The 22,503-nt window shown below is 39.8% G+C and carries 21 protein-coding genes; 8 read left to right on the plus strand and 13 right to left on the minus strand.

The features are described from left to right. Positions 1–158: 158 nt before the first annotated feature. The 3 genes from leuD to GSQ19_RS25780 all read right to left on the minus strand — a co-directional run bounded on the left by leuD (position 159) and on the right by GSQ19_RS25780 (position 3,463). Positions 159–767 (minus strand): 3-isopropylmalate dehydratase small subunit, encoded by a 609-nt coding sequence (leuD, locus tag GSQ19_RS25770; protein ID WP_011320658.1) that lies wholly within the window; start codon positions 765–767, stop codon positions 159–161. A gap of 229 nt (positions 768–996) precedes the next feature. Continuing rightward, positions 997–2,400, minus strand: a complete 1,404-nt coding sequence (gene leuC, locus GSQ19_RS25775; protein WP_011320659.1) for a 3-isopropylmalate dehydratase large subunit — start codon at positions 2,398–2,400, stop codon at positions 997–999. A 253-nt stretch (positions 2,401–2,653) separates the two neighbouring features. Beyond that, positions 2,654–3,463, minus strand: a complete 810-nt coding sequence (locus tag GSQ19_RS25780; protein ID WP_011320660.1) for an SDR family oxidoreductase — start codon at positions 3,461–3,463, stop codon at positions 2,654–2,656. A 155-nt stretch (positions 3,464–3,618) separates the two neighbouring features. On the opposite strand from GSQ19_RS25780, the gene GSQ19_RS25785 reads away from it, so the two are divergent. Continuing rightward, the gene (locus GSQ19_RS25785) at positions 3,619–4,593 is read left to right on the plus strand and encodes a 50S ribosomal protein L11 methyltransferase (RefSeq protein WP_011320661.1); all 975 of its coding nucleotides are present in this window, start codon (positions 3,619–3,621) and stop codon (positions 4,591–4,593) included. Positions 4,594–5,382: 789 nt separating this feature from the next. Here GSQ19_RS25785 and GSQ19_RS25795 read toward each other — a convergent pair. Both GSQ19_RS25795 and GSQ19_RS25800 read right to left on the minus strand, forming a co-directional pair. Continuing rightward, positions 5,383–6,153 (minus strand): SDR family NAD(P)-dependent oxidoreductase, encoded by a 771-nt coding sequence (locus GSQ19_RS25795; protein ID WP_011320662.1) that lies wholly within the window; start codon positions 6,151–6,153, stop codon positions 5,383–5,385. Between the two features lie 40 nt (positions 6,154–6,193). Continuing rightward, positions 6,194–6,406, minus strand: coding sequence for a helix-turn-helix domain-containing protein (locus GSQ19_RS25800; protein WP_010995593.1), 213 nt, complete (start codon positions 6,404–6,406; stop codon positions 6,194–6,196). Positions 6,407–6,604: 198 nt separating this feature from the next. Between GSQ19_RS25800 and GSQ19_RS25805 the strand changes: the two genes are divergently transcribed. Continuing rightward, on the plus strand, positions 6,605–7,090 hold the full coding sequence (locus tag GSQ19_RS25805; protein WP_011320663.1) for a hypothetical protein: 486 nt from the start codon (positions 6,605–6,607) through the stop codon (positions 7,088–7,090). A gap of 487 nt (positions 7,091–7,577) precedes the next feature. Beyond that, complete coding sequence (locus GSQ19_RS25810; protein WP_041456333.1) at positions 7,578–7,838, plus strand: CTB family bacteriocin; 261 nt, start codon at positions 7,578–7,580, stop codon at positions 7,836–7,838. 271 nt (positions 7,839–8,109) lie between these two features. Here GSQ19_RS25810 and GSQ19_RS29840 read toward each other — a convergent pair whose 3' ends face one another. The 3 genes from GSQ19_RS29840 to GSQ19_RS25815 form a co-directional block, all read right to left on the minus strand. Continuing rightward, positions 8,110–8,274 carry a hypothetical protein gene (locus GSQ19_RS29840; RefSeq protein WP_011320664.1) on the minus strand — a complete coding sequence of 55 codons (165 nt, stop codon included), beginning with the start codon at positions 8,272–8,274 and terminating at the stop codon, positions 8,110–8,112. A 68-nt stretch (positions 8,275–8,342) separates the two neighbouring features. After that, positions 8,343–8,474, minus strand: coding sequence for a hypothetical protein (locus tag GSQ19_RS30335; protein ID WP_255449131.1), 132 nt, complete (start codon positions 8,472–8,474; stop codon positions 8,343–8,345). A gap of 43 nt (positions 8,475–8,517) precedes the next feature. After that, on the minus strand, positions 8,518–11,286 hold the full coding sequence (locus GSQ19_RS25815) for a TIGR02921 family PEP-CTERM protein (protein WP_011320665.1): 2,769 nt from the start codon (positions 11,284–11,286) through the stop codon (positions 8,518–8,520). Between the two features lie 390 nt (positions 11,287–11,676). Here GSQ19_RS25815 and GSQ19_RS25820 point away from each other — a divergent pair, with 390 nt between their 5' ends. The 5 genes from GSQ19_RS25820 to GSQ19_RS25835 all read left to right on the plus strand — a co-directional run bounded on the left by GSQ19_RS25820 (position 11,677) and on the right by GSQ19_RS25835 (position 17,051). Continuing rightward, positions 11,677–14,112: a hybrid sensor histidine kinase/response regulator gene (locus tag GSQ19_RS25820; protein ID WP_011320666.1), complete on the plus strand. Its 2,436-nt coding sequence runs from the start codon at positions 11,677–11,679 to the stop codon at positions 14,110–14,112. Beyond that, positions 14,109–15,404, plus strand: coding sequence for a hybrid sensor histidine kinase/response regulator (locus GSQ19_RS25825; protein WP_011320667.1), 1,296 nt, complete (start codon positions 14,109–14,111; stop codon positions 15,402–15,404). Before GSQ19_RS25820 ends, GSQ19_RS25825 begins: the two co-directional genes overlap by 4 nt. Positions 15,405–15,609: 205 nt before the next feature. Further along, positions 15,610–15,744, plus strand: a complete 135-nt coding sequence (locus GSQ19_RS30340) for a hypothetical protein (protein ID WP_255449134.1) — start codon at positions 15,610–15,612, stop codon at positions 15,742–15,744. 64 nt (positions 15,745–15,808) lie between these two features. Beyond that, complete coding sequence (locus tag GSQ19_RS25830; protein WP_011320668.1) at positions 15,809–16,291, plus strand: hypothetical protein; 483 nt, start codon at positions 15,809–15,811, stop codon at positions 16,289–16,291. 91 nt (positions 16,292–16,382) lie between these two features. Beyond that, positions 16,383–17,051, plus strand: coding sequence for a hypothetical protein (locus tag GSQ19_RS25835; RefSeq protein ID WP_011320669.1), 669 nt, complete (start codon positions 16,383–16,385; stop codon positions 17,049–17,051). A 66-nt stretch (positions 17,052–17,117) separates the two neighbouring features. Here GSQ19_RS25835 and GSQ19_RS25840 read toward each other — a convergent pair whose 3' ends face one another. From GSQ19_RS25840 to GSQ19_RS25860, 5 genes are all read right to left on the minus strand, one after another. After that, positions 17,118–17,498, minus strand: a complete 381-nt coding sequence (locus GSQ19_RS25840; RefSeq protein ID WP_011320670.1) for a hypothetical protein — start codon at positions 17,496–17,498, stop codon at positions 17,118–17,120. Between the two features lie 417 nt (positions 17,499–17,915). Then, positions 17,916–19,004 carry a 3-deoxy-7-phosphoheptulonate synthase gene (gene aroF, locus GSQ19_RS25845; protein WP_104009967.1) on the minus strand — a complete coding sequence of 363 codons (1,089 nt, stop codon included), beginning with the start codon at positions 19,002–19,004 and terminating at the stop codon, positions 17,916–17,918. 509 nt (positions 19,005–19,513) lie between these two features. After that, entirely contained in the window at positions 19,514–20,467 is a 954-nt protein-coding gene (locus GSQ19_RS25850; protein ID WP_011320672.1) for an SDR family oxidoreductase, read from the minus strand. 61 nt (positions 20,468–20,528) lie between these two features. Continuing rightward, complete coding sequence (locus GSQ19_RS25855) at positions 20,529–21,227, minus strand: DUF4386 domain-containing protein (protein ID WP_041456334.1); 699 nt, start codon at positions 21,225–21,227, stop codon at positions 20,529–20,531. A 197-nt stretch (positions 21,228–21,424) separates the two neighbouring features. Continuing rightward, on the minus strand, positions 21,425–22,405 hold the full coding sequence (locus tag GSQ19_RS25860) for a hypothetical protein (protein ID WP_011320674.1): 981 nt from the start codon (positions 22,403–22,405) through the stop codon (positions 21,425–21,427). Positions 22,406–22,503 lie beyond the last annotated feature (98 nt).

Consider the following 22,503-nt stretch of genomic DNA (forward strand, 5'->3'; position numbering starts at 1 on the left):
ATACTAACTGTATAAAGCAGCCTTCATTCTATTTTTCAGACTTGCTTTATTAAATTAAGATTTGTTGTAATGGTGCGATCGCACCTGATAATATGGCGTAAATACAGCCATGATTCTAAGGACAATTATTTACGCCGATTTACCAAAATTTCTGGAATCTAACCAGCAGCCAGTTTACCCCAACTCACATAAGGTAACTTAGCAGATGTTACCCGCACTTGCTCGGTGTTCGCTACCAACTGACCGCAAGCATCCCAAGCCCCAGTAATAAAGGTGCTTCTGGTTCCTTCACCAATGGAGATTGGCGCGGTGAAATCACCAACTTGTACTTGCAGAGTTTCTAAGTTGATGCTGACATTAGCTTGAGGATTAGCGGCTACTAACTCTTGCAATTGTTTAACGATCGCCTCATCAGCAGTGACACAAGGTACACCGATGGCTACGCAATTACCGAAGAAAATTTCTGCAAAACTTTCACCAATCACGGATTGAATCCCCCATTTAGAAAGGGCTTGGGGTGCGTGTTCCCGTGAAGAACCACAGCCAAAGTTGCGGTTAACTATGAGGATATTTGCGCCTTGATACTGCGGTTGGTCAAAAGGATGCTCCCCTTTTAGGGCTGTGCGGTCATCAATAAACGCGCCTTCACGTAACCCATCAAAGGTAATGGCTTTGAGATAACGAGCAGGAATAATGCGATCGGTATCAATATCATTACCCACTAAGGGTATGCCACGCCCTGTAACTTCTTTAACTTCACTGACCATAATTGTAATTTTTAACTAAGGGACTTCCAGATCAAAAAATATTCAAAATATAGGGTGCGTCAGTATGAACAATTTCTGAGTATAGTTAGGTTCTATGGCACTGACGCACCCTACCAAGCTAAATAATTGCCTTTAAGTAAGGAGTGCTGAGTAATGAGTAAGGAGTAATTAGCTTTTTCCATCACCCCTAAACCCCTACACCCTTACACCCCTATACTCCTATCTTCCCCTACAACAACTCCCGCACATCCGCAACTTCACCCTGAATCGCCGCAGTAGCGACCATCGCCGGACTCATTAACAAAGTGCGACCGGAAGCTGATCCTTGTCGTCCTTTAAAGTTGCGGTTGGAGGAGGAAGCACTAATTTGTCTACCTTCCAGCTTGTCGGGGTTCATGGCTAGACACATAGAACATCCAGGTTCGCGCCATTCAAAGCCTGCTGCTTCAAAGATTTTATCTAAACCTTCAGCTTCGGCAGCTTTTTTCACTCGTTCGGAACCGGGAACCACAAAAGCCTTGACTCCTTCCGCTACGTGGCGACCTTTGGCAATTTTCGCGGCTTCTTGCAGGTCACTAAGTCTACCGTTAGTGCAGCTACCGATAAAGCAAACGTCAATTTTCGTTCCCTTAATCGGTTGACCAGGATATAAATCCATGTAACGGTAAGCTTCTTCAGCTACAAAGCGGTCTTCTTCTAGGAGTTCTTCTGGCTGGGGAATCAACTGATTCACACCAATACCTTGACCGGGGGTAATTCCCCAGGTAACAGTGGGGGGAATATCCGCAGCGTTGAATACTATTACATCATCGTATTCAGCATCAGCATCACTCTTGATTGATTCCCACCAAGCCACGGCTTTTTCCCAATCAGCGCCTTGGGGGGCAAAGTCTCTACCTTGGAGATAATCATAGGTAACTTGATCAGGATTGACATAACCGCATCTAGCGCCACCCTCAATGGCCATGTTGCAGACAGTCATCCGTTCTTCCATATTCATTTGCTCAAAAGTCGTACCCGCGTATTCGTAGGCGTAACCTACACCACCTTTCACTCCCAGGGTACGGATGATATGCAGGATGACATCTTTGGCATAAACCCCAGGGTTGAGTGTGCCGTTAACTTCAATTTTACGGACTTTGAGTTTGGATAGGGATAAGGTTTGGGAGGCGAGAACGTCCCGCACTTGGCTAGTACCAATACCAAAAGCGATCGCCCCAAACGCCCCATGACTTGAAGTGTGGCTATCACCACAGGCGATCGTCATTCCCGGCTGTGTCAGTCCCAGTTCTGGCGCAATCACATGAACTATACCTTGATTGCCGGAACCAATGTTATAAAAAGTAATGTTATTTTCTTGACAATTCTGCTCTAGGGCTTGGATCATTTCCTCAGCCAAGCGATCGACAAAAGGACGCGCCTGATTCTCTGTAGGCACGATGTGATCCACAGTAGCCACAGTCCGCTCAGGAAATAGTACCTTTAAACCTCGTTCCCGTAACATAGCAAAGGCTTGTGGACTAGTAACTTCATGGACTAGGTGCAGGCCAATAAATAGCTGTGTTAGCCCTGAAGGAAGTGTACCAACAGTGTGTAAGTCCCAAACTTTATCAAACAGGGTGCCTTTGCTCATACGTCTATCGTTAAGTAACGAGTCAGAGTTTTTATAGTATCAAAAAAAGTCTACTATTAATATTTTCGTGAATAAACACAAAAACTCCGCGTTACTCTCTCTTGAAAAGTTTCCTACGGAGGGAAACCCTCCTTCTCCTGACGGAGACGCTACGCGAACAGAACTTTTGGCTGCGCCTTCCTTCGCGCCCCTCAGCGTTCAAAAACACTACAAAGAGCATGGGAAGCAGTGGAGTTTAGTTTGATACTATCTATCAGGTGGAAGTTGTCTTGCGAATGGTGGCAGCAACAATACGATCAACAAATCCTGGTGCAATCAGCTTTGCCCAAGGGATTGCCTTTCCCTTCAATGTCATAATGTGTTCTCGTTTACGTCGCTCCATTGCCCAGATAATTTGACGCACACACTCGTCTACTGACATATTGCCTTGAGTTTCATCACGGGGACTTTTGCCTAGTGGTTTTCCATCCGCTCCCAACGCTCGTTGTCGGATATCAGTTGCCACAAACCCTGGTGAGACAACCAATACATCTACTCCTGTTGAGTGCAATTCAATTCGCAATGTATCAAAAAAGCCTTGCATAGCGTGTTTACTGGCAACGTAACCTGTACGAGTGGGTACACCTGTTTTGCCACAAATTGAAGAAATAGCCACTAATTGTCCTTGGCTTGCTTTCAGGTAAGGTAGGGCATAATGAGTACAATAAACCGCACCCAGATAGTTAACTTGCATTACCTGCTCAAAAATAGAAATGTCTGTCACTTCATCAAAGCGGGTTAGCATTCCAATTCCGGCATTATTGATTAAGATATCAATTTGCCCAAACGTGGCGATCGCTATTTCTATCAACTGTTGGCAAGCTTCTGCTTGAGTTACATCTGTAGGTACTGCAATCACTTTCCCCGGATAGTTTGTGCAAGCAGTCATTGTCTGTTCTAATGCTTCCGAATTGCGAGCAGCCAAGACTAAATTTGCATCCTGTTGGGACAACGAAATTGCCAGCGTTCGGCCAATTCCAGCCGATGCACCAGTGAGAACAATGGTTTTATTTCTAAAGCTCATGCTCAGTATTTCAAGTCAGAACATCGCTTATTTTAGATTTTTATGAGTCAATCTGCTCTTAATAGAATGTGACAAAGAAAAAGTAAAATGGCTAAGTTGGGGATAGTCCCTCTCTCTGGTGCAGAGGTTTAACATTTACGCTAAAGGAAGACAGTATGTCGTGGATGGAATTGAGCCTAGATACAACACACGAAGGAGTTGACTGGGTTTGTACCCTCGTGGCTCAAACTATTGATATTAATGATGTTTACATCACAGAATATACTGCAATTAACCAAGCGCAATCAGTCACAGAAAACGCTAGCCATCCCAGTTGGGCATTTACGATTAACTTATACTTAGCTTGTGATGCCTATTTACGGACACGTATAGACAAAATTTTGCATCTGCTTTCCCCTTTAGAGCGTACTGGAATCGCCACAGCAATTCAAACCAATATAGTTGAAGATAAACTCACTAACGGAAATATACTCAAACCCGTTATTCATCGCATTGGCAAACGCTTTGTTGTGTTGCCTCCTGATATACCTTACCAATTAGAAACACCAGACCAAGTAAGTTTGAGACTGAATAAAAGCTTCTCTTTTGGTAGTGGATTTCATCCAGCCACGATTCTCAGTCTCAAATTGATTGAGCGATATGTCCTCCCCGGAATGAATACCCTGGATTTGGGTTCAGGTTCAGGTATTCTGAGTGTGGCAATGGCGAAATTAGGTGCAACTGTTTTAGCGCTAGATAACGATAGTCTTGCTGTGCAAGCAACTCAGGATGCTGTCCTGTGTAATGGCGTTGAGCAGCAAGTAACAGTCATGGCCGGGAGTCTAGGATCTGGTAGTGATTTGGGACATTGGATGAACCAGGAAACCATAGATCATGTACCAACAATTAAACCGGCAAAAAGCTTTGACCTCATAGTTGCAAATATCCTGGCGCGAGTTCATGTTGCTCTCGCTAATGATTTCCAGAATGCTTTACGTCAAACAGATGCACATCAGGGACTATTGATTGCATCTGGCTTTACCGTTGACCATGAAGAAAATGTGACTACAGCTTTTACCCAGGCAGGCTTAGAGTTAGTTGATTGTGAGCGATTAAATGAGTGGGTTGCATTTGCCTATCGCTTGGTGTAGCTAGTAGTTTAAGAAGGTTCTGAGTCTCCATCCGTTCAACTTTGGATTTGCAATTTTGCAGTTTAGATTATTTATTTCAAAATCTAAAATTCCCAGTCCCCAATTTCCTCGCACACTATCGAACGTAAGTAACCTTAGGTGTATCAATTAATCTCGATGACAATTCTGGATGATATTTCTGTTTTAGAATAGGCATTTCTTGCCAACATTTCCGACAAAAAAAGTAAACTTCACGACTGCGAATATGTCGTAAAAGCTGATGAGAGCAGCAAGGACAATTATTCATGATTTTTTAAATTTATAAAAAAGAAATTTCAAAAAATGTATAGTTATGTAACTAATAATTTATTTGCATAACTATGATCAAATGATTATGTTTTGACTCAAGAATATCTTCAGTACAATCACTTAAATAAATATAAAGTTTCCTAACGAATAGAATTTGATTGAGTATAGCTACTTATGCTCATGAAAAATTCACAAAAACCTTGAATAAGCAGTGATACGGCGAACGGGAAGTACAAGCACTATGAAATTAAAAATTTTTACGTAGCATCTCGTTCATGTCAGCTTCCCACGGGGAATATGAGAACGCTAAGTGTCACAAGAGTTACTGAAAAAAGGATCTGTTTCTCAACTTTGGCGAATCCGTATTACTGAAATTAATTATTAAATTACCAAGTAGGGTGGGCAATGCCCACCAAAACCGGGATACGGTGGGCATTGCCCACCCTACGTATATTTTAGAAATTAAGTATGAATCCTACATTACTTAAATTAATTATTAAATTACCAAGGCAGCTGAGTACCATCCCAAGAGAAAAACTTTCCACTATCACCTTTCTGGAGTTGTGCAATCACGGCTAATAATTGGTCAACAGTGCGTTCAATAGAAAATAGTTTTTCGGCGGCTACATTTTTCTGAAAGGGTCGAGAAAGACGTGTATCGGTTGTCCCAGGATGTAAAGTTACTACTGTAGTTTTAGGGCAACTTCTACCATACTCAACGGCTACAGTTCGCATAAACATATTGAGTGCCGCTTTGGAGGCGCGATAGCCGTACCAGCCACCAAGTTGATTATCGCCGATGCTGCCCAATTTAGCGGAAATACTAGCAAAAACACTTGGCTCATTATGTTGGAAGCAAGGTAAAAGATGTTTTGCTAGGAGAACAGCACCTATGCTGTTAATGTGAAAGTAACGGAGTAAATTTTCTGAATTAAGTTGTCTCAAACTTTTTTCAGGTTGTAAATTTCCTTCATGTAGTATTCCTACACAGTTAATTACCAAATGCAATCTATTAGTTTCAGTATTTATTTGTTGCAAGATTTCCGCTATCTGTAACTCATCAGTAATATCTAGTGATAGACAAGTTAATCTTGGGGAATATTCTTTTTCTAGTGTAATTAACTCAGACGCGGAATCTTTTTGGCGATAGGTGGCATAAATTTTGGCGATTCTGTCATCTTGCAGCAATTTTTTGACAAAGCCTAAGCCAATGCCTTGGCTAGCTCCTACAATCAGGACATTGGCGCGATTAATTTCATCAATAAAAGACATACAAAATAATAACGATCGCCTACTTCAGTGCAACTATAAACTATTCCTGCACTACCTCAACCAACTCTTCAATCATCACCTCGAAAGTACGAGCTAATTTCTGAATAGCGGTAAAATCTACAGTCGCCAATCCAGGCGATCGCGCATAGGTTCTCAGAGTGCTGTAAACTACACCAGAACGGTCAGAGACTTCTTTCAATGTCCAACCTCTCTGGGCTGCATACTCTCGAATCTTGAGGCGAATCATTCCCATAATTTGCTGCTTCAATGACTTGTATCAGTCGCAGAATAATTGTATCATATAAAACGATCGCCCCCCAGCCTAGAAAACAGAGAGAGCGATCGTAGTACTCAAATGTAAAACCGATAGGTTATCTGTGTCTATCCATCGACAGGAAAAATACCTACGGGACTCAACAGTTAAACATCTACCGAATTTACTGGTATTTTTATGGTATCATCACTCAACCCAAAAGCAATTGTCATCCGTCCATCAAAAATTGTTCACAAATCTTTAACTCCTCATCCTCTATCACGATTTGTCACCGAAGAAGCAATTTGTCTGATGTTTCGCATCGGGTTTGATGATATCTACACAGTGGAATGTTGGCACTATGTAGTTTACGTCCACGCCAGAGGGGTGAGTACATTTGTCAGTTATGCCGATTTTCCCCCGACTTTAGGAGTGCAACCACCAACCAGATCAGACTTTATTAAATGGCGCAGGCGGTGGCGCAAGCAACACGATTATGCTCATCGCAAACAAGCACCAGAATGGTGGGAAGAATTTTTTATTAGAGAGTTTTGGCAAGCACCTTCCGAGTCTGTGTTACACAGTTGGGGTGAGTTAGTCGGGATAATTAAATTTGTGTTTAGCGAAGATACTTTGGCAGAACTCCGCAGAAACTATCGTCTAGAAAAATCATCCTTAAATTAATTACCTATTACCTACATCGGCGGGGCGGCTATCGTTCTTTTCCTAAGAGGGGATGGAGTTTCCCGCCGCTTTCATAAACACTTAACGCTTTCGCTCATCTCTTGTCTGGTGTACCTCACTTACTTGCAAAATGCTGTATCAATCTAATACACAAAGTAACTGTCTTAAGTTAGAGGTATCAGACATATAGGAATCTGATTTGATTAATGAAAATATCTAAGTATCTGTATGCTGGGCAAGGGTATTGCCCACCATACTAGTATATTTCAGAAATCAAATACTAGCCCTGTAGGTATTTTTCTGAACGTATCATTACCTGATTATACAAATCTTGTTTCTTAATTATGAGAATAACTTTGCATAAACCGGAAGTGATTTATGTATGAAAAATAGATATTCTTGTCATTAACAGCAAAGTTGATTAGCTCAAAAAATCATAAATAAGTAATCAACTTTGTAGCCAAATCACACAATGAGACTTTTCACTATGACTCACAAATTCCTTACTGATGTGTCTGAAGCACAACAACAAATTACCTCTGGGGGGAGTGATTACACATTTAATAGCAGCTACTCTTCTAAGAGACAAGTAGATTTCCAAGGATCATCAAATTCCAATCATCAAGGCAGTAATAGTCAATCTCAGGGAAAAGTAAGTGAGGTTACTAGCTATTCAAAAGAATGGTCAGGAGTGGGTGCGCCATTACTACCTACGATTGGTTTATGGAATGTACCGTATATCTTCTAGAGATTCTTTGATATGAGAATCCGGTTTGATTGGTAAACATATTTAGGTATTTGTAGGGTGGGCAATGCCCATCCTATATCTAATTCAAATACTGATAAGTAAGCAGGCGGATGTGAATATTTATTATTGGGGTGAGGAAGGAGTAAATAGGGTTTTAGCCTAGATTATCGGAATAAAGAGCTAGAAAAATGCGCCTATGTCATCCTTAATAGCTCGAACAAGAGCGATCGCTAAAATTACACTATAAGATGGTTATGAACGCAGAAAAATACTAGTGGTTTTCTGTTTGGATAATACAACACTCACATTCTGGCAAATTATGTACCCAAAGGATTTGAACACCGTCAAATAGGGGAACTTCGACTTGCCACCATGTTCCACCCCGTAGACGACGATACCAACGGTGTTTAGATAGGGTTAAATCTACAATTTCCATAGGATAATTAGTGTTTTAGGAACGAGAGGGGAGTTTTTGACGGGTTAATTATCCATTCTTACCAATATTTATTGAGGATTGCCATTACAGGATACTGCTATTTTTCGCAGATTTTCTTCCGTCGCTTCATCTGCTGGAAATTGGAAAAAAAGTGCAAGAATAAATGGTAATAATATCAGTGGTAATTGGTAATAGCCCATAAGTATATGTGCTATTACCAATTACTCACCCACATTTGATGATTTAGCGCCGACGCTTCACAAATATGAATAGAGCGATCGCACTCGCACCTAAAAGCCATCCCCCTGATGGTTCAGGTACGCTGACTTTCAAGGGGTTATTGGGTTTAGAGAGGTTTTCCTTACCATTTTCAACTTTACGGTCAAAGCGATCGCTTGCGGCTTCTGCTTCTTTGAGTAACCGTCTTTGTTCATCGTTGACTAATACCAACATCGAAGAATAAGGGCTGACAATCTTATACTTTTTGGCTACAGCGTGAATTGCATCCAAACTTTTGAGATTGTCTAACTTAATTTGTTTACTCAAGCCTAAAATTAATTGTCTGGCGGCTAATGGCAATAAATCATCTTGCTGGTTATTAGTTGTAATTGCTGTGTCTAATGTTTGCAAATACCAAGCATAACCATTGACAACGGTAACAACAGAATCACCTAAAACTGATTTAGTGGCAATTCGTTGCAACACCTCGGCAATATCAACAGCAACTCCACCACCGCTATCTTGTAACGATTTAATAATGCCATCGTTATAAGCTCCAGGCAATCCACCTAAATGCACCATCCACAAAGGTGCAGGAGTAGCAGTGACGGTTTTATTGTTCTTCGACAACTCATAACTACCTTCATCACTCAACAATAAAACAGCATCATAAGCTGTATCGCCACGCAAATTATTAAACTGTGCCAACATTTCCTGGGGTTGAATTGTGCCGTAAAAAGCTACTTTTTCGGGTTGGAATTGTTGGAGGTTATCTAATCGTTTGGGTGTAGCACCTGGAGAAACACTGATATATAAATCAGCATCGTTGTTTGTCAAATCATTATCTGCAAAACCATATTGTTTCAACCAAGATAATGTTTGTGTCAATTCTTTGATATGTTCTCCCATACTGCGGGAAGTGTCGAGAACTAAGGCGACACGCTGATTTTTAGGTAAAGTGTAATCTTTGTTAGATAGGGGTTTGGCTAATATTTTGTAGCCTTCATCTAAACTCACTTCATGCAATACAGGCTGAATTTTCTGGCTGCTGGGGATGAATTCTTCTAACCAAGCATCTTCTTTAAAACCTATTTCTTTACCGTTGCGGATACGCTTGGTTTGATTAGTCCAGAATATATTACGTCTTTCCCCTAAATCTGGCATTGCCCAACCTTTATCTTGTCCCAACACCTTGTAAGTTAACCATAGGTGCATTTCTGTGGGGAGTGGTGGTTGTCCTTCTATTTGTTGTACGTTGTTGGGAGGAATAGGAAAAGCCCTTAAACGATAATGTCTTGGCCCTACTTGTTCTAATAAAGCTGGATCTACCGGACGCTCACGCCTAACTTGAGAATTATAAACTTTTTGGGCAGCACCACGAGGAGAGACAACAAAATTAAAGCGTTGGTTTAAGTTATTGGTATCTCCCAACCATAAGCCAGTAATTACCGCGCTTTCTGGCAAAGAGAAGGAGTAGAAAACTTCCTGAACTTCTCGTGTTTGGTTTTTATAAACTTCGTACAATTCCACATCAGCCCAATCACCATGTTCTTTAACGGTGACTTGTTGCGATGCCAACAAAACTTTTTTCTCGTTGATATTTAATAAACCTGCTTTAACTTCCTGCTCGTTAAAAGTAGATTGTACTGCATGACTAACGGCTGTTTTTTCGGCTTTTTGTAGAGGTGTGTCGAAAAATTCCGCGTAGAGTTTTTCTGCCTTAGCAACATCTTTGTCGGAACCATTATATAAAAATGGTGACATCAGAAAATTATATGTTTCTTGCAACCCATCAGCCGCCGTCTTTTCCAAACCTAATACATGACGATACATAGCACTTATATGATTATTTTCTTGCCTGCTGCTGAGGTAGCGGTAAGAAGATAAATAAGCATTAACTAATCCTGTGCGAATTTGTTCTGATTTAGTTATGAGGGTTTGGCGATCGCTATCATTTTTCGGGGCATTTGCTAACAGTGAAAAAGCCATTACTTGGGGCTGTTGTTGCAAAGATAAGAAAGTCACAAAAAACGCCACAATAACTGCACTAGCACCAGCAAATGTCTTTTGCTTCCCATGATCTACAGCAAAATCTTTTAAAATTTTCGCTCCTGAGTGTACATACATTGCTGCTAATGCCGATGGCATAACAATAAACAACGTAGCGCTAAAAGCAAGAACAATAAACCACGTAGAAACTATTAACAAACCACCGACAAAAGCTGTGTGGTATAATATATTCCATAATGGCATTACCCATTCAAATTTTACAAATTCCTGCAACAAAAATACTGCTAAAGGCAAGGCGTAAAACAACAATACTGCACCTGCATACACACCAAATACCAGCATTAATGTATGGGCTAACATTTGTACCCATTGCAACCCAATTTTGCGCCGGGAAGCATAGCCCCAAAATAGTTCTCCTGCAAAAGCGGCGATACAAACACCCATTGTTAGTAAAACTTGGCTACTAGCAGGGGTGAGTTCCCGAATCACGAACAAGCGCAATAAACATAAGACAAATAGCGGGGCTTCTACACCATAAAATAGGCGGATTAGTTTTACTGGTTGTTGAAGAAAAAGCCAGCCACCGATAATGCTACAAATTGTGGGAATGGCAATTAAAGCAACTAGAGATAAGGAAAATTCAATCGGTATATCACCCCTCGCGGTTGCCAAAACTAATGGCACACCTACAAATGGTAATATTCCTAGATAAACGAATCCTAAAAACGTCAGGTTCCAGAGCCAGAAAATTCCTTCAAAAATTATATTCCAAAATAATTTCACAGCTTTACTCCTCCTACCGTCTATATAGATACAGCACTATATTGATAATTCCCTGAATTCAAAGCTATCTTTTGTAGTGGTGGGGAATAAGGGACTTTCAGAAAATAAATTATCCAATGTTGATGGTAAAGACGATGAAAAGATTTTTTCTCACCCTGCCGCCAATACGGTTCGGATAAGCAGGGGAAGCAGAGGAGGAAAGGAGGTTATTTTCATAATTTTTCTCTTCCCCTGCTTCTCTTCTCCCCTGACTTCCCCTGCCTGCCTTAACCAAGAAATCCCTTAACCGAACCGTATTGCCCCTGCTCCCTTCCTCCTGTCACCTGTGATTATCAAAGGCTAATTGGGCAATCTGAGTATAGTTGTCTACTTATCCTGATTTTCACAGGTATGAAACCTTTGGTAAGCAATGACTCAATTTCCATAAAATCTCACCCTAGACAGCAATCATCACGGAATTTTCTCATTCGATTTATTCTTGGCGGTACAACTCTGATTGTCAGTATTTCTGCTTATTTTAGCTATTTAGCTGCCCACAATATGGCACTAGCAGATATACAAAAAAATGCTTTTCTGGAAGTACAAACAGGAGTTGATCAAATAGAGGCGTGGTTAAGTGTTCGCAAAGTCGAGGTAAAAACTTTAGCAAATACTCCAGCCGTACGTTCTTTAGATTGGGCTGTAGCAGAACCTTATTTAAAGACTGAAGTTAAGAGAATCAAAGAATTTTTCTTATTCCAAATGTCAATTGCGGATGGTTCTTACTACACGACAAAGTCAGGACGCGCAAACAACAATGTTAAGGATAGAGAATACTTTCAACAGGGAATAGCCGGAAAAAGCAGTGTTTCTGATCCTTTTATTAGCCGTTCTACAGGAATACCCTTGATTGCGATCGCTACTCCGATTCTATCAACTTCCAATTCACCCATAGGAGTGTTTCACGGTAGCGTCAAAGTTGACCATATTACAAAGGTGATCAATTCTCTCACCTACGGTAAAAATAGCTACGCTTTTGCCCTCAATTCCCAAGGGGAGGCGATTGTTCATCCTGACGCGACTTTAATGTCCACTACGGAAAAACCTGCCCCCAGTCTGCTGAAAATTAATAACCATAGTTTACAAGCGATCGCCCAGCGCATGGTTAACAAACAGCAGGGAATTGAGTTGATGGCAATTGACGGTAAACAAAAATATATTGCTTATGTACCATTAAAGGCTACAAATTGGTCTGTAGCTTTGGTAATTCCCCGTGAAAATATTGAGTCTCGGCTGCAATTTCTAGATTTAATTGCGTTGATTGTTGGCGGATTAACTATCACCATGATTACTGTTTTGTGGCGAGTACAAGCTTTTGAACAGGCACAACTAAAAAAGTCTAAAGAGGCGGCTGATTTAGCTAACCATGCCAAAAGCGAATTTTTAGCTAACATGAGTCATGAACTAAGAACGCCTTTAAATGGGATTTTGGGTTGCGCGCAAATTTTGCAACGTTCCTCAAAGTTACCTGAGCAAGAACAACATCACATCAATATTATTGAACAATGTGGTTCACACCTGTTGACATTAATTAATGACATCTTGGATCTTGCTAAAATTGAAGCCAAGAAACTAGAACTGCATGGCGAAGATGTACATTTTCCATCTTTTATACAAGGTATTGCCGAAATTTGCCAAATTCGTGCTGCACAAAAAGATATTTTATTTATCTATGAACCTGCCAGTAATTTACCTACATGGGTGCATATTGATGCCAAAAGATTACGTCAAGTACTGTTAAATCTGCTGGGTAATGCGATTAAATTCACTGATCACGGTCAAGTTAAGCTAAAAGTTGAGACAATTGAAGAATCCTCTAATCAAAAACCAGTCAACCACCGTATTCGTTACTGTATAGAAGATACAGGTATTGGCATTACTGACGCAGAATTAAGCAAAATCTTCTTACCTTTTGAACAGGTAGGTGAAAAAAAGCGTCAGACGGAAGGAACGGGACTGGGTTTAGCTATTACTCGTCAGTTAGTGCAGATGATGGGGAGTGATATCCATGTCACAAGTCAGGTAGGAAAGGGTAGCACTTTTTGGTTTGAATTGGAGATAGTAGCTACCAATGAATGGTTACAGTCAATCATGACTACCTCCGTCAGAAAAATCATTGGTTTTGAGGGAAATCCCCGCAGAATTTTGATAGTAGACGATCGCTGGGAAAATCGTATAGTCTTGAATGATTTATTGCAACCATTGGGTTTTGAAATAGTGGAGGCTGTCAATGGTCAAGATGGTTTAGAACAAGCGATCGCTATTTCACCAGACCTAATTATCACAGATTTACTCATGCCAGAAATGGATGGGTTTACATTAATTCAAAATCTGCGACAGATGCCCCAGTTTGAGAATATTAAAATTATTGTTTCTTCCGCTAGTGTTTTTGAATCTGATCAACATCGCAGCTTGGCAGTAGGCGGTGATGACTTCCTCAGTAAACCCATACAAGCAGATGAATTATTGCGTCAATTAGAACGTCATTTAAATTTAGTCTGGATTTATCAACCTTCTGAGTCTGAAAATCAAGCAATCTCAGATGTAGTAACTCAAAACAATAGTCCATCAGCACAATTAATTACTCCCCAAGCAGAAGTATTACAAGAACTGATGGCATTAGCGAAAAAGGGTAACTTTAACGCCATTATCAAGTGTGCAGATCAACTAGAGGCAGAAGATACAAACTTTGCTACTTTCGCTCATCAACTTAGACAACTAGCCAGACAATTTGACGAGGATGCAATCCTTGATTTTTTGACACAATATGAGGTAGAAATGGCATGAGAGCGACTGTACCCAACCAAAATTATTTTAGCGATCGCACACCAATCAAAGGCATAATTTTAGCTGTTGATGATAATCCCAACAATTTACAAGTTTTATCGAGTTTTTTAGATAACTCTAGTTTTGAAGTTTGGGCGGCGCGCAGTGGTGAAAAAGCCTTACAAAGGTTAGAAAATGATTTATTACCCGATTTGATTTTACTAGATGTCATGATGCCGGGTATGGACGGTTTTGAAACTTGTCAACGTCTTAAAAGTGACCAGCGTTTTTGTGATATTCCCGTGGTATTCATGACTGCACTGTCAGAAACTGAGGATAAAGTCAAAGGATTTCAACTAGGAGCAGTAGATTATATTACCAAACCTTTTCAACATGAAGAAGTGTTGGTGAGAATAGAACACCAGCTAAAATTGCGCCATTTAACAGCAAGTTTAATCGCCAAAAATGCTGAACTGCAAAAAACTCAAACTCAACTAATTCAAACCGAGAAAATTGCTAGTTTAGGTCAAATGGCAGCCGGGATTGCCCATGAAGTTAATAACCCCATTAACTTTATTGCGGGTAACTTAACCTTTGTGCAAAAGTATGTACAAGAAGTAGTTGACTTACTTTATCTGTATCAACAGCATTTTCCCAATCTACCTGCTGAAATTGAAAATGCAATTAATCGAACTGATTTAACCTATTTATTAGATGATTTATCTAATGTGATCAAATCTATGCGCGTAGGTACAGATCGCGTTCAAGAAATTGTCTCCTCATTAAACAAATTTTCTCGACACAGAGAAACAGGTAAGAAACTAGCTAACCTCCACGAAGCAATAGAAAATACACTACTAATTCTCGGACATCGACTAAAAGCCAATTCTGAACGTCCTGCCATTGAAATTGTCAAAAAATATGGTAATTTACCCTTGATTGAATGCTATCCCGGTGAAATTAGCCAGGTATTTATGAATTTAATCGCCAATGCCATTGATGCTATTGAAGAAACACAAAAAAATCAAAACTACTGTGAAATTGCTGAAAATCCTGGGGTCATCCACATCACAACTGAGCTAATTGGTGAGCAAGTTATTTGCAAAATTGCTGACAATGGTGCAGGAATTAGTGAAGAAATCCAAAGTCAAATATTTAATGCTTTCTACACAACTAAACCCATCGGTAAAGGAACTGGTTTAGGTCTATCGATAGCTTACCAAATTGTTACCGTTAATCATCACGGCAAAATATCATGTCATTCCCAACCAGGAGCAGGTCTAGAGTTTATAATTGAATTACCCATAAATTAATATATCTGCTATAAATAAAAGTTTTAGTGAGAACTTTAGTTATAACAATAGGACTAAAGTCCTTACTACGATTTTTCTCTATAAAGTTTGGGAAGTATCCCTACCCTACATAGAACATCAGCATGATGAGGAAAATCTTTGGCAAAGTGATATTGCTTTTCTCAATGACCAAACCCTAGTATTAGGGGCAGGAAAAACCCTGGCTTTGCTAAATATTCAAGATGGAGTCGTGAAAGCAGAGTACCAAACAGATGCAATTATACAGGCGATCGCAATAGATTCCACACATCAGCGAGTAATCACTGCTACCCGTAATGGAATGTTCTGCTTTCATCTGTAGCACTTCGTGAACAAACTTTATCTATCAGCAACACAAAGTTAAAACAGCATTATCCCTGTAGCCAATGAAAAAACTTATTCAAATCTCAATTATTACAATTCTATCACTAGGTTTGACATATCATTTATTACGTATTGCTTTTCCTGTCAACTATATAGTTGACTGTACTCAAGCTAATAAAATCACCAAAATCTCCGATAATTTTATCAGTGCAATTGGCGATCCATCTGCAAAAGAAGCAGAAATTATCGCACAAAGGTATATCACAAAAGCCTTTTGTTTAAATGATTTAAAAGGTGATTCTAGCTTCAGCCCTAAACCATATTTCTTTAATGTCTCAAACTTAAGTTCTAAGTATCAAATTATTGGTTATAGTGGTGCTGGCTTTCGTAGTCCAGGCAATTTACAAGTAAAATTTGATAATGGGACTCTCCTGAATTTTTGCTTTAGTATGATGGTAATTAACTGCAACCAAGCTCAAGAATGCAATTGTCCTCATGATTTTAACTGGGAACCCGAACCAAAGCGATCGCATCATGACAATTGAGCTAGTTTTGAGCTATGGAATAAAATTATCAATTATTCATATAAAAGTAGGATATAACTATTAATTGTAAATTAGTTTCTATTTTATTATTATGAAATCTCTGAAAGATATTCTCAAAATATTAGTTACAGTTACGCTAATTAACTATATTCAATTACCTGTTGCTTGGGCAGATGTTTTATCTCCGGGAGAATCTCCAGTTAGTTACTGTTTTAAAATTGCCAATCTTGACAAATATCCTAATTATTTATTAATTGCACATATTAAGTCACAAAATCCCAACCTGCCAACATATAACAGAATTCTTCAGTCAGGTAAATGTTTGGGTTTAAATGGATATCGAGAATATAGTGATGTCTATGCTATCAAAAAATCTTTGCTTAAATTTCAAGATATTGTCAAGAGTGAAGAAGGTGAATCTATTAAAGATTTGAATAGCAAAAAAGCCCTGTTAATTCCAGCAAAGAATAGTATTAAATCTCTGAGATTGCTACCAGATAGATATGGTATAAAAGAAGTTGCTGATGTTTTAGAAATTGTCGCGATCGCACCCAAATCTCTCGATTTAAAATATAAGGAAGTTGTTTACACTTCTAAGCAAGGAAATTCAGAAACAAAAGCTTATCAAGTGCAAGATACACGACCATTACCTTCTTGGAGTAAGACACTGAATTGGTTCAACTTGATAATTCCCGGAATATCCCTAGTTGGTATCATGATGGCTTATAAAAAACTAAAATTTGACAAAAAACAAAACTAATTATTAGAAAATGTCAATTTTTGCTAATATTATTCTATTAGACCTAAATCTTTACGAAATGATAAACTATAAGTTTTGAGATGAAACTCTAATTGCCGGCTTGCCATCTAGCAAAGTTAGGGTCAGACAACACTTTCCGATTAAGTCAGAATTCCAACAGTAGATTGGAACTCCTCCGTAACAGCAAGAAAACTCTTTAACCGTTTGTGGTAAGTCTTGAAAAGTAATATTTGTTTGAACTGAATTTACTGCCGAAAGAGCTTCCGCTAGTATAAATATTGAACCGATTTCACCTAATCTTCTGTTTTCTAGCGAAATAGTATTGCCAAATGCAAGTTGATCTAGTTCTAATTGTGTAACCTGTAATCCTATAAGTTTCATCCCTTTCTGAACTTCGCTTGTTTCTAGACCTTTTTTTAATTGTGTTAAGTTAGATACAGTAGACATAGTTTTTAAAGCTGTAATAATAAAAAATTAGGTTTATCAAAGCGACAGGAAACTCCATCAAGCGCGTGGGTGGAGAGGAATAGTCGCCCCGTCGCTTCGGTAATGGGTAATGGGTAATAGCTACTCTTACCAATTACCAATTACCAATTACCGAATTCCTCAGAAGCATAATTTTTCTCTTCGGTCTGAAGTCCCTGTTTATTAGTGCGAAAAGTAGCCATTTTGACAACTCATTGTCTTACTATCTTTGCTCCCCAACTTTATGTCTAGTGCTTTCTTTTTGCTAAGTTGACATCAATGAAAGCTACTAAGGATTTTACTAGGGCTTGAGCTTTCAAATTTTTTATTAGCAACATGATAGCTAAAGATTTAAGGAAGTCCTAAACCACTACTAACTTTAGATGGAGATGAATATGTTTAATAGCTCACCAATGAGATAGCTTTTGGCTTTAGATTTGTACTATTGTTGTGAGGCGAACGACCAAAGAATTTACTTAGGGCAGTTATTTCGTGCATTAATTCCTTAAATCCTTCCAATGTGAGTGATTGAGGCCCATCTGAAAGTGCTTTAGCTGGATTGGGGTGAACTTCAATCATCAAGGAATCTGCACCAGCAGCTATAGATGCCATTGTCATAGTTGGCACAAATTCGGATTTACCGGTGGCATGACTAGGATCAATCATAATAGGTAAGTGTGTCAGGGTTCGCAAAACTGGAATTGCAGATATATCCAGCGTATTTCTTGTAAACTGTCGGTCAAAAGTGCGAATTCCTCGCTCACATAGTATGACGTTTGGATTACCTCCGGCTAAAATATACTCTGCTGACATCAACCAATCTTCGATAGTGGCTGACAGTCCCCGCTTCAGTAGCACTGGCTTAGTAGTAGCTCCTATTTTTTTGAGAAGTGAAAAATTCTGCATATTTCGGGCCCCAATTTGCAACACATCTGCTACTTCGATGAGCTTATCTAAGTCATCTGCGTCCATGATTTCTGTAATGATTCCTAAACCTGTAGCTTCTTTAGCTTTTGCTAACAAAGCTAGAGCGCTCTCACCATGACCTTGGAAAGCATAAGGTGATGTACGGGGTTTATATGCGCCACCACGTAAAAATTGTGCGCCGTATTCTTTCACCGCTTGGGCTGTCTCGACGATCATTTCTTCGTTTTCTACCGAACAAGGGCCGGCAACTACAACTACAGGATGGTTTTGCCCAAAAGTTATAGGCCCATTAGGTGTTGGTACTACAACCTCACTATGTTCTCCGTAACGAAATTCTAAAGAAGCTCTTTTGAAAGGCTTTTTAATCCTAATCACTTGTTCTATAAAAGGGTTCAAATTTTGAATTTGGCGTGGATCAAGTTCTGAGGTATCTCCCACCAAACCGATTACTACTTTGTGATGACCTACACAGATTTCTGGTGTAAGTTCATGGCGACGAATTTCTTCATTTACTTGTTCTATTTCCGCAGATGGAGTGAAGGGTTTCATTACAATAATCACTAGTTTTTCTACTCCTTAAATAGTGCAAAGATTGATAATTTTTAGCGAAAAGCTTGATTCGGGTTCGCTGATTTATTGTTAAATATTAATCAGTTAAATATTGTGGATTTATGCAAATAGAGAAAAATTATTTTTAGCTTATACCAACTCTATATGAAGTTGTGTCCAATAAATGATGTAGAGACGTTGCATGCAACGTCTCTACCGTACAGAATAAAGTGCATCTATGGCTACGCCAGACAAGCTACATCAAGAAACGGTATTAGGTTCTAAGTCTGGTGTACGCAAAAGCTCCAAAGAAGGGAAGGATTTCCATCCTTGATGCAAACATCTCTTGGCCCATTGCTGTACAGCAACGCCTTTATTTGTTGCTGTGCCAAATTAATGTTATTGGGGGTGTAAAGCTTGCACTCTCTAGCCTTAAGCTGAGAAGTAGCACAATTCCCTCCCCTCATGGTCATAAAGATTGCCATAAGGGAAAAGGAATTAGATAGTCGAACCTTGACCTTTTACGTTTTTAAGGTTTTGAGATGTTCGCTATACCATTTCAAGGTGTGCCGTATAGCTTCACGTAAAGGGGTAGCATGATTGCCAAATGCTTGGACGTATTTATCATGATTGACAACAAATGGCTCATCAAACTCATACATCATCTCGACGGTTTCACGAGCTTCTGGGATAAAAATCCCGCCTAATCGCATCATGAATTTACCCATTTTACTGATTTTTGGTGGGTATCCAGCTTCCTCAAAAGCTATGGTGATAAATTGTCGAGTAGTGATAGTCTCAGCATTAGGTACGTGCCAAATTTGACCCAACGCTTTATCTTCTTCCCCTAAGACCACCAAGGCCTTGCCAAAGTCATCGATAAAGGTATACGTATGAGGGAGGTCAATTTCACCGATCGCCGATGCAGGTTTTCCAGTCAGTACAGAAGGAAAAATGCGATCGCCCATGACAGAATCAAGCACTAGTGGCCCATAGAAGTCGGATGCTCTACCAATAGCAACTCGTACAATACCTCTACGGTGTGCATCCAAAAGCGCCTCTGTCATTTGTCCACGGACACGCCCTTTGCGGGTAGTTGCAGCATTGGGCATATCTTCCCGCAACACACCATTGACAGGGCCATACATATAAAGATTATCTCCCACAACTAGCTTTGCGCCATTGGCAGCTACCCCTTCAACAATGCTAGCTTGCAAGGAGGGAAACAACTCTGGCCATTGGGTGTAGGCTGGTTGCGCACATTGGTAAACTACTGTCGCTCCAGTAGTAACTGCTCGTGTATTTTCGGAATTATAAGCATCGCTGGCGATGATTTCCACACTAGAGGGTATGTCTGCTTTGCCACTGCGGTTAATCATCCGCACCCTTTTGTTCCGAGCTAGCAGTTCACGCATGACAGCCTGTGCTAGGGGGCCAGTACCAAAAATTACATGGAGTTCTTGTGTTGTGTTCATAGGATGGTTGTGATGTCAAAAAATTATTTTTTTGGAGAAAAATGTCAGATTTTATTTAAACTTAGACATTTTTGTGTCTTAATAAGGTCACCCCGGCGGCTAAAAACCAGAGTTGGAGCATAGTTACTGACACACTAATAAATGCCCCCAAATCCACCCCAAATAGTTCTATTAATTGAGTTGCCAGAAACAGAGCAGCGACAATCCCAAATATTCCTAACCAACGTGGTAGTATTCTTGAACGTAATAAGTAAATTGAGATAATTAATAACCACAATACGGTAAATAGGCTAACACCTAATACTTCACCGACTGAGCCAGCGTAGTCATTGAGGGTTTTATAGACAACAGCGATCGCCTCACGAGTTTGTGCAGAGATTGTAGGATCAGCATAAACTTGCGCTAAGGCTGGCATTGGTACTAACCAGCGAATAATGCCCAGACAACGAGTGACAGTAGATGCAATGCCAAAACCAGTTGCCACTTGGAGCCATACAGGGTTGGTTTCCCCATTACTAATGACACGAGCAGTTAATAAAGCTACTACCCAAAAAAGTATTGAATAAAGAAGATAGATCAGATAACCAATTCTGACTGGTTCAGCTTTTTCAATTAATAGTGGCAACATGATACTAGCCGGTTCACCAAGACTAGCTGGCCAATTAATTGCTGCACCAAGAATAAAAACCGGCACAAACAGCAACAGAGCTTCAACAATCAATACCAGACCAGCAGTTCGGTAAAGTGCTTTTATAGACATAAAGGAATTTATTTTTGACATGATTACATGAGATGAGGAACACATGATTAGGTGGTAGAGACGTTGCAATACAATGTCTCTACTTGGGGAAAATGGGGATGAAGTTGATGACAGGAAGAGGCAGGGGGGAAGGGAGCAGGGAGCAGGGGGAGCAAGCCCTTTCCCCCTTGCTGACTAAAACTAGTTATAGAGAATTGTCAGTTTTGTAGTTTCTTGCGCTGGGAAACCGCCACCAAAACTCCAAACAGAAATATTCCCCATGAAAAAGAAGCTTCTGGAACTGCTTTCAGTGCCACTGCGCGAATTTGCATCGGGTATGGCAGAAGTATCATATCGTATCCATTGCCGCTTGCAAAATTAATGTCCAGTTCTCCAAAGTTCTCGTTAACTATCTGCACTCCTCCACCAGCAGCATTAACATCCTTTAAAAAAGCTGTGGCTAAACCTGCTAACAATGGATCTAAGCCAGATACTTTTTTGGCTCTAATTGGGTCGGTAAAACTACTTTCAAAATCATCATCAAATGATGGTGTATCACCGTAATCAACAATTGAATAAAAATCAGAATATCCAAAGTCAATTATTTTCGTAGTACCACTATAAAGAGCTATTTCCACATCATCTGGATTAGCTTTATAAATTCTTTCTTCAAGGGGTGTAAGGGGATCAGCGTACCAATCTTGACCGAAGACATCTGCACCTAAATTCCAAGTTGTGTTAAAAGCGCGATCGCTCTTTTGACCAAATACAAAGCCAATATCATTGAGTGGAATACCATAATTTGTCAGGTATTGAGCAAAAGTAGGGAAGCTATTAATGCTAATCAAACTTGTCATTCTGGTAGCACCGCTAGCAGGTTCTTCCGGGCTTGCTTGGCGACCAGTCCCGTAATATGGGGCATTGTTAAAACCTGGGAAATCGCGGCGCGAATTTAAACCGATTTCCCTATGACCGTGATCTGGAGCCGAAGGATCTGGATTATAGAAAGGTACAAAACCTTGGTTTTCAGTCGGTGATCCATTTAACCCCAAAAAATTATTAGATGCTATTGGTCGTGATTTAATAAATTGCAGTTGATTGTAGTCAAAGCTTAAGTTTGCCGCTTGAGCTGGTGCAATTGCAGATAAGGTGACAGAGGTAGTAAGACCAATCAGTGTAGACAGTTGATAAGTACGCATATTTAAGGTTTTAAGGAAGCTTTAGGAGATTTTCAGCATCATATTATCACTGGTATGATGTGTACTACACAAGGCTTGATTTTGTATAACCTCAGACT

It is taken from the genome of Trichormus variabilis 0441, assembly GCF_009856605.1.
GTDB lineage: Bacteria > Cyanobacteriota > Cyanobacteriia > Cyanobacteriales > Nostocaceae > Trichormus > Trichormus variabilis.

Coding starts and splice junctions, on each gene's coding strand:
- GSQ19_RS29840 (WP_011320664.1), bottom strand. CDS start 8,274: ATGGAAATTGTAGATTTAACCCTATCTAAACACCGTTGGTATCGTCGT.
- GSQ19_RS25835 (WP_011320669.1), top strand. CDS start 16,383: ATGAAATCTCTGAAAGATATTCTCAAAATATTAGTTACAGTTACGCTA.
- GSQ19_RS25820 (WP_011320666.1), top strand. CDS start 11,677: ATGAAACCTTTGGTAAGCAATGACTCAATTTCCATAAAATCTCACCCT.
- GSQ19_RS25805 (WP_011320663.1), top strand. CDS start 6,605: ATGGTATCATCACTCAACCCAAAAGCAATTGTCATCCGTCCATCAAAA.
- GSQ19_RS30335 (WP_255449131.1), bottom strand. CDS start 8,474: ATGGGCTATTACCAATTACCACTGATATTATTACCATTTATTCTTGCA.
- GSQ19_RS25785 (WP_011320661.1), top strand. CDS start 3,619: ATGTCGTGGATGGAATTGAGCCTAGATACAACACACGAAGGAGTTGAC.
- GSQ19_RS25840 (WP_011320670.1), bottom strand. CDS start 17,498: ATGTCTACTGTATCTAACTTAACACAATTAAAAAAAGGTCTAGAAACA.
- GSQ19_RS25810 (WP_041456333.1), top strand. CDS start 7,578: ATGACTCACAAATTCCTTACTGATGTGTCTGAAGCACAACAACAAATT.
- leuC (WP_011320659.1), bottom strand. CDS start 2,400: ATGAGCAAAGGCACCCTGTTTGATAAAGTTTGGGACTTACACACTGTT.
- GSQ19_RS25795 (WP_011320662.1), bottom strand. CDS start 6,153: ATGTCTTTTATTGATGAAATTAATCGCGCCAATGTCCTGATTGTAGGA.
- GSQ19_RS25860 (WP_011320674.1), bottom strand. CDS start 22,405: ATGCGTACTTATCAACTGTCTACACTGATTGGTCTTACTACCTCTGTC.
- GSQ19_RS25780 (WP_011320660.1), bottom strand. CDS start 3,463: ATGAGCTTTAGAAATAAAACCATTGTTCTCACTGGTGCATCGGCTGGA.
- leuD (WP_011320658.1), bottom strand. CDS start 767: ATGGTCAGTGAAGTTAAAGAAGTTACAGGGCGTGGCATACCCTTAGTG.
- GSQ19_RS25855 (WP_041456334.1), bottom strand. CDS start 21,227: ATGTCTATAAAAGCACTTTACCGAACTGCTGGTCTGGTATTGATTGTT.
- GSQ19_RS25850 (WP_011320672.1), bottom strand. CDS start 20,467: ATGAACACAACACAAGAACTCCATGTAATTTTTGGTACTGGCCCCCTA.
- GSQ19_RS25800 (WP_010995593.1), bottom strand. CDS start 6,406: ATGGGAATGATTCGCCTCAAGATTCGAGAGTATGCAGCCCAGAGAGGT.
- GSQ19_RS25830 (WP_011320668.1), top strand. CDS start 15,809: ATGAAAAAACTTATTCAAATCTCAATTATTACAATTCTATCACTAGGT.
- GSQ19_RS25825 (WP_011320667.1), top strand. CDS start 14,109: ATGAGAGCGACTGTACCCAACCAAAATTATTTTAGCGATCGCACACCA.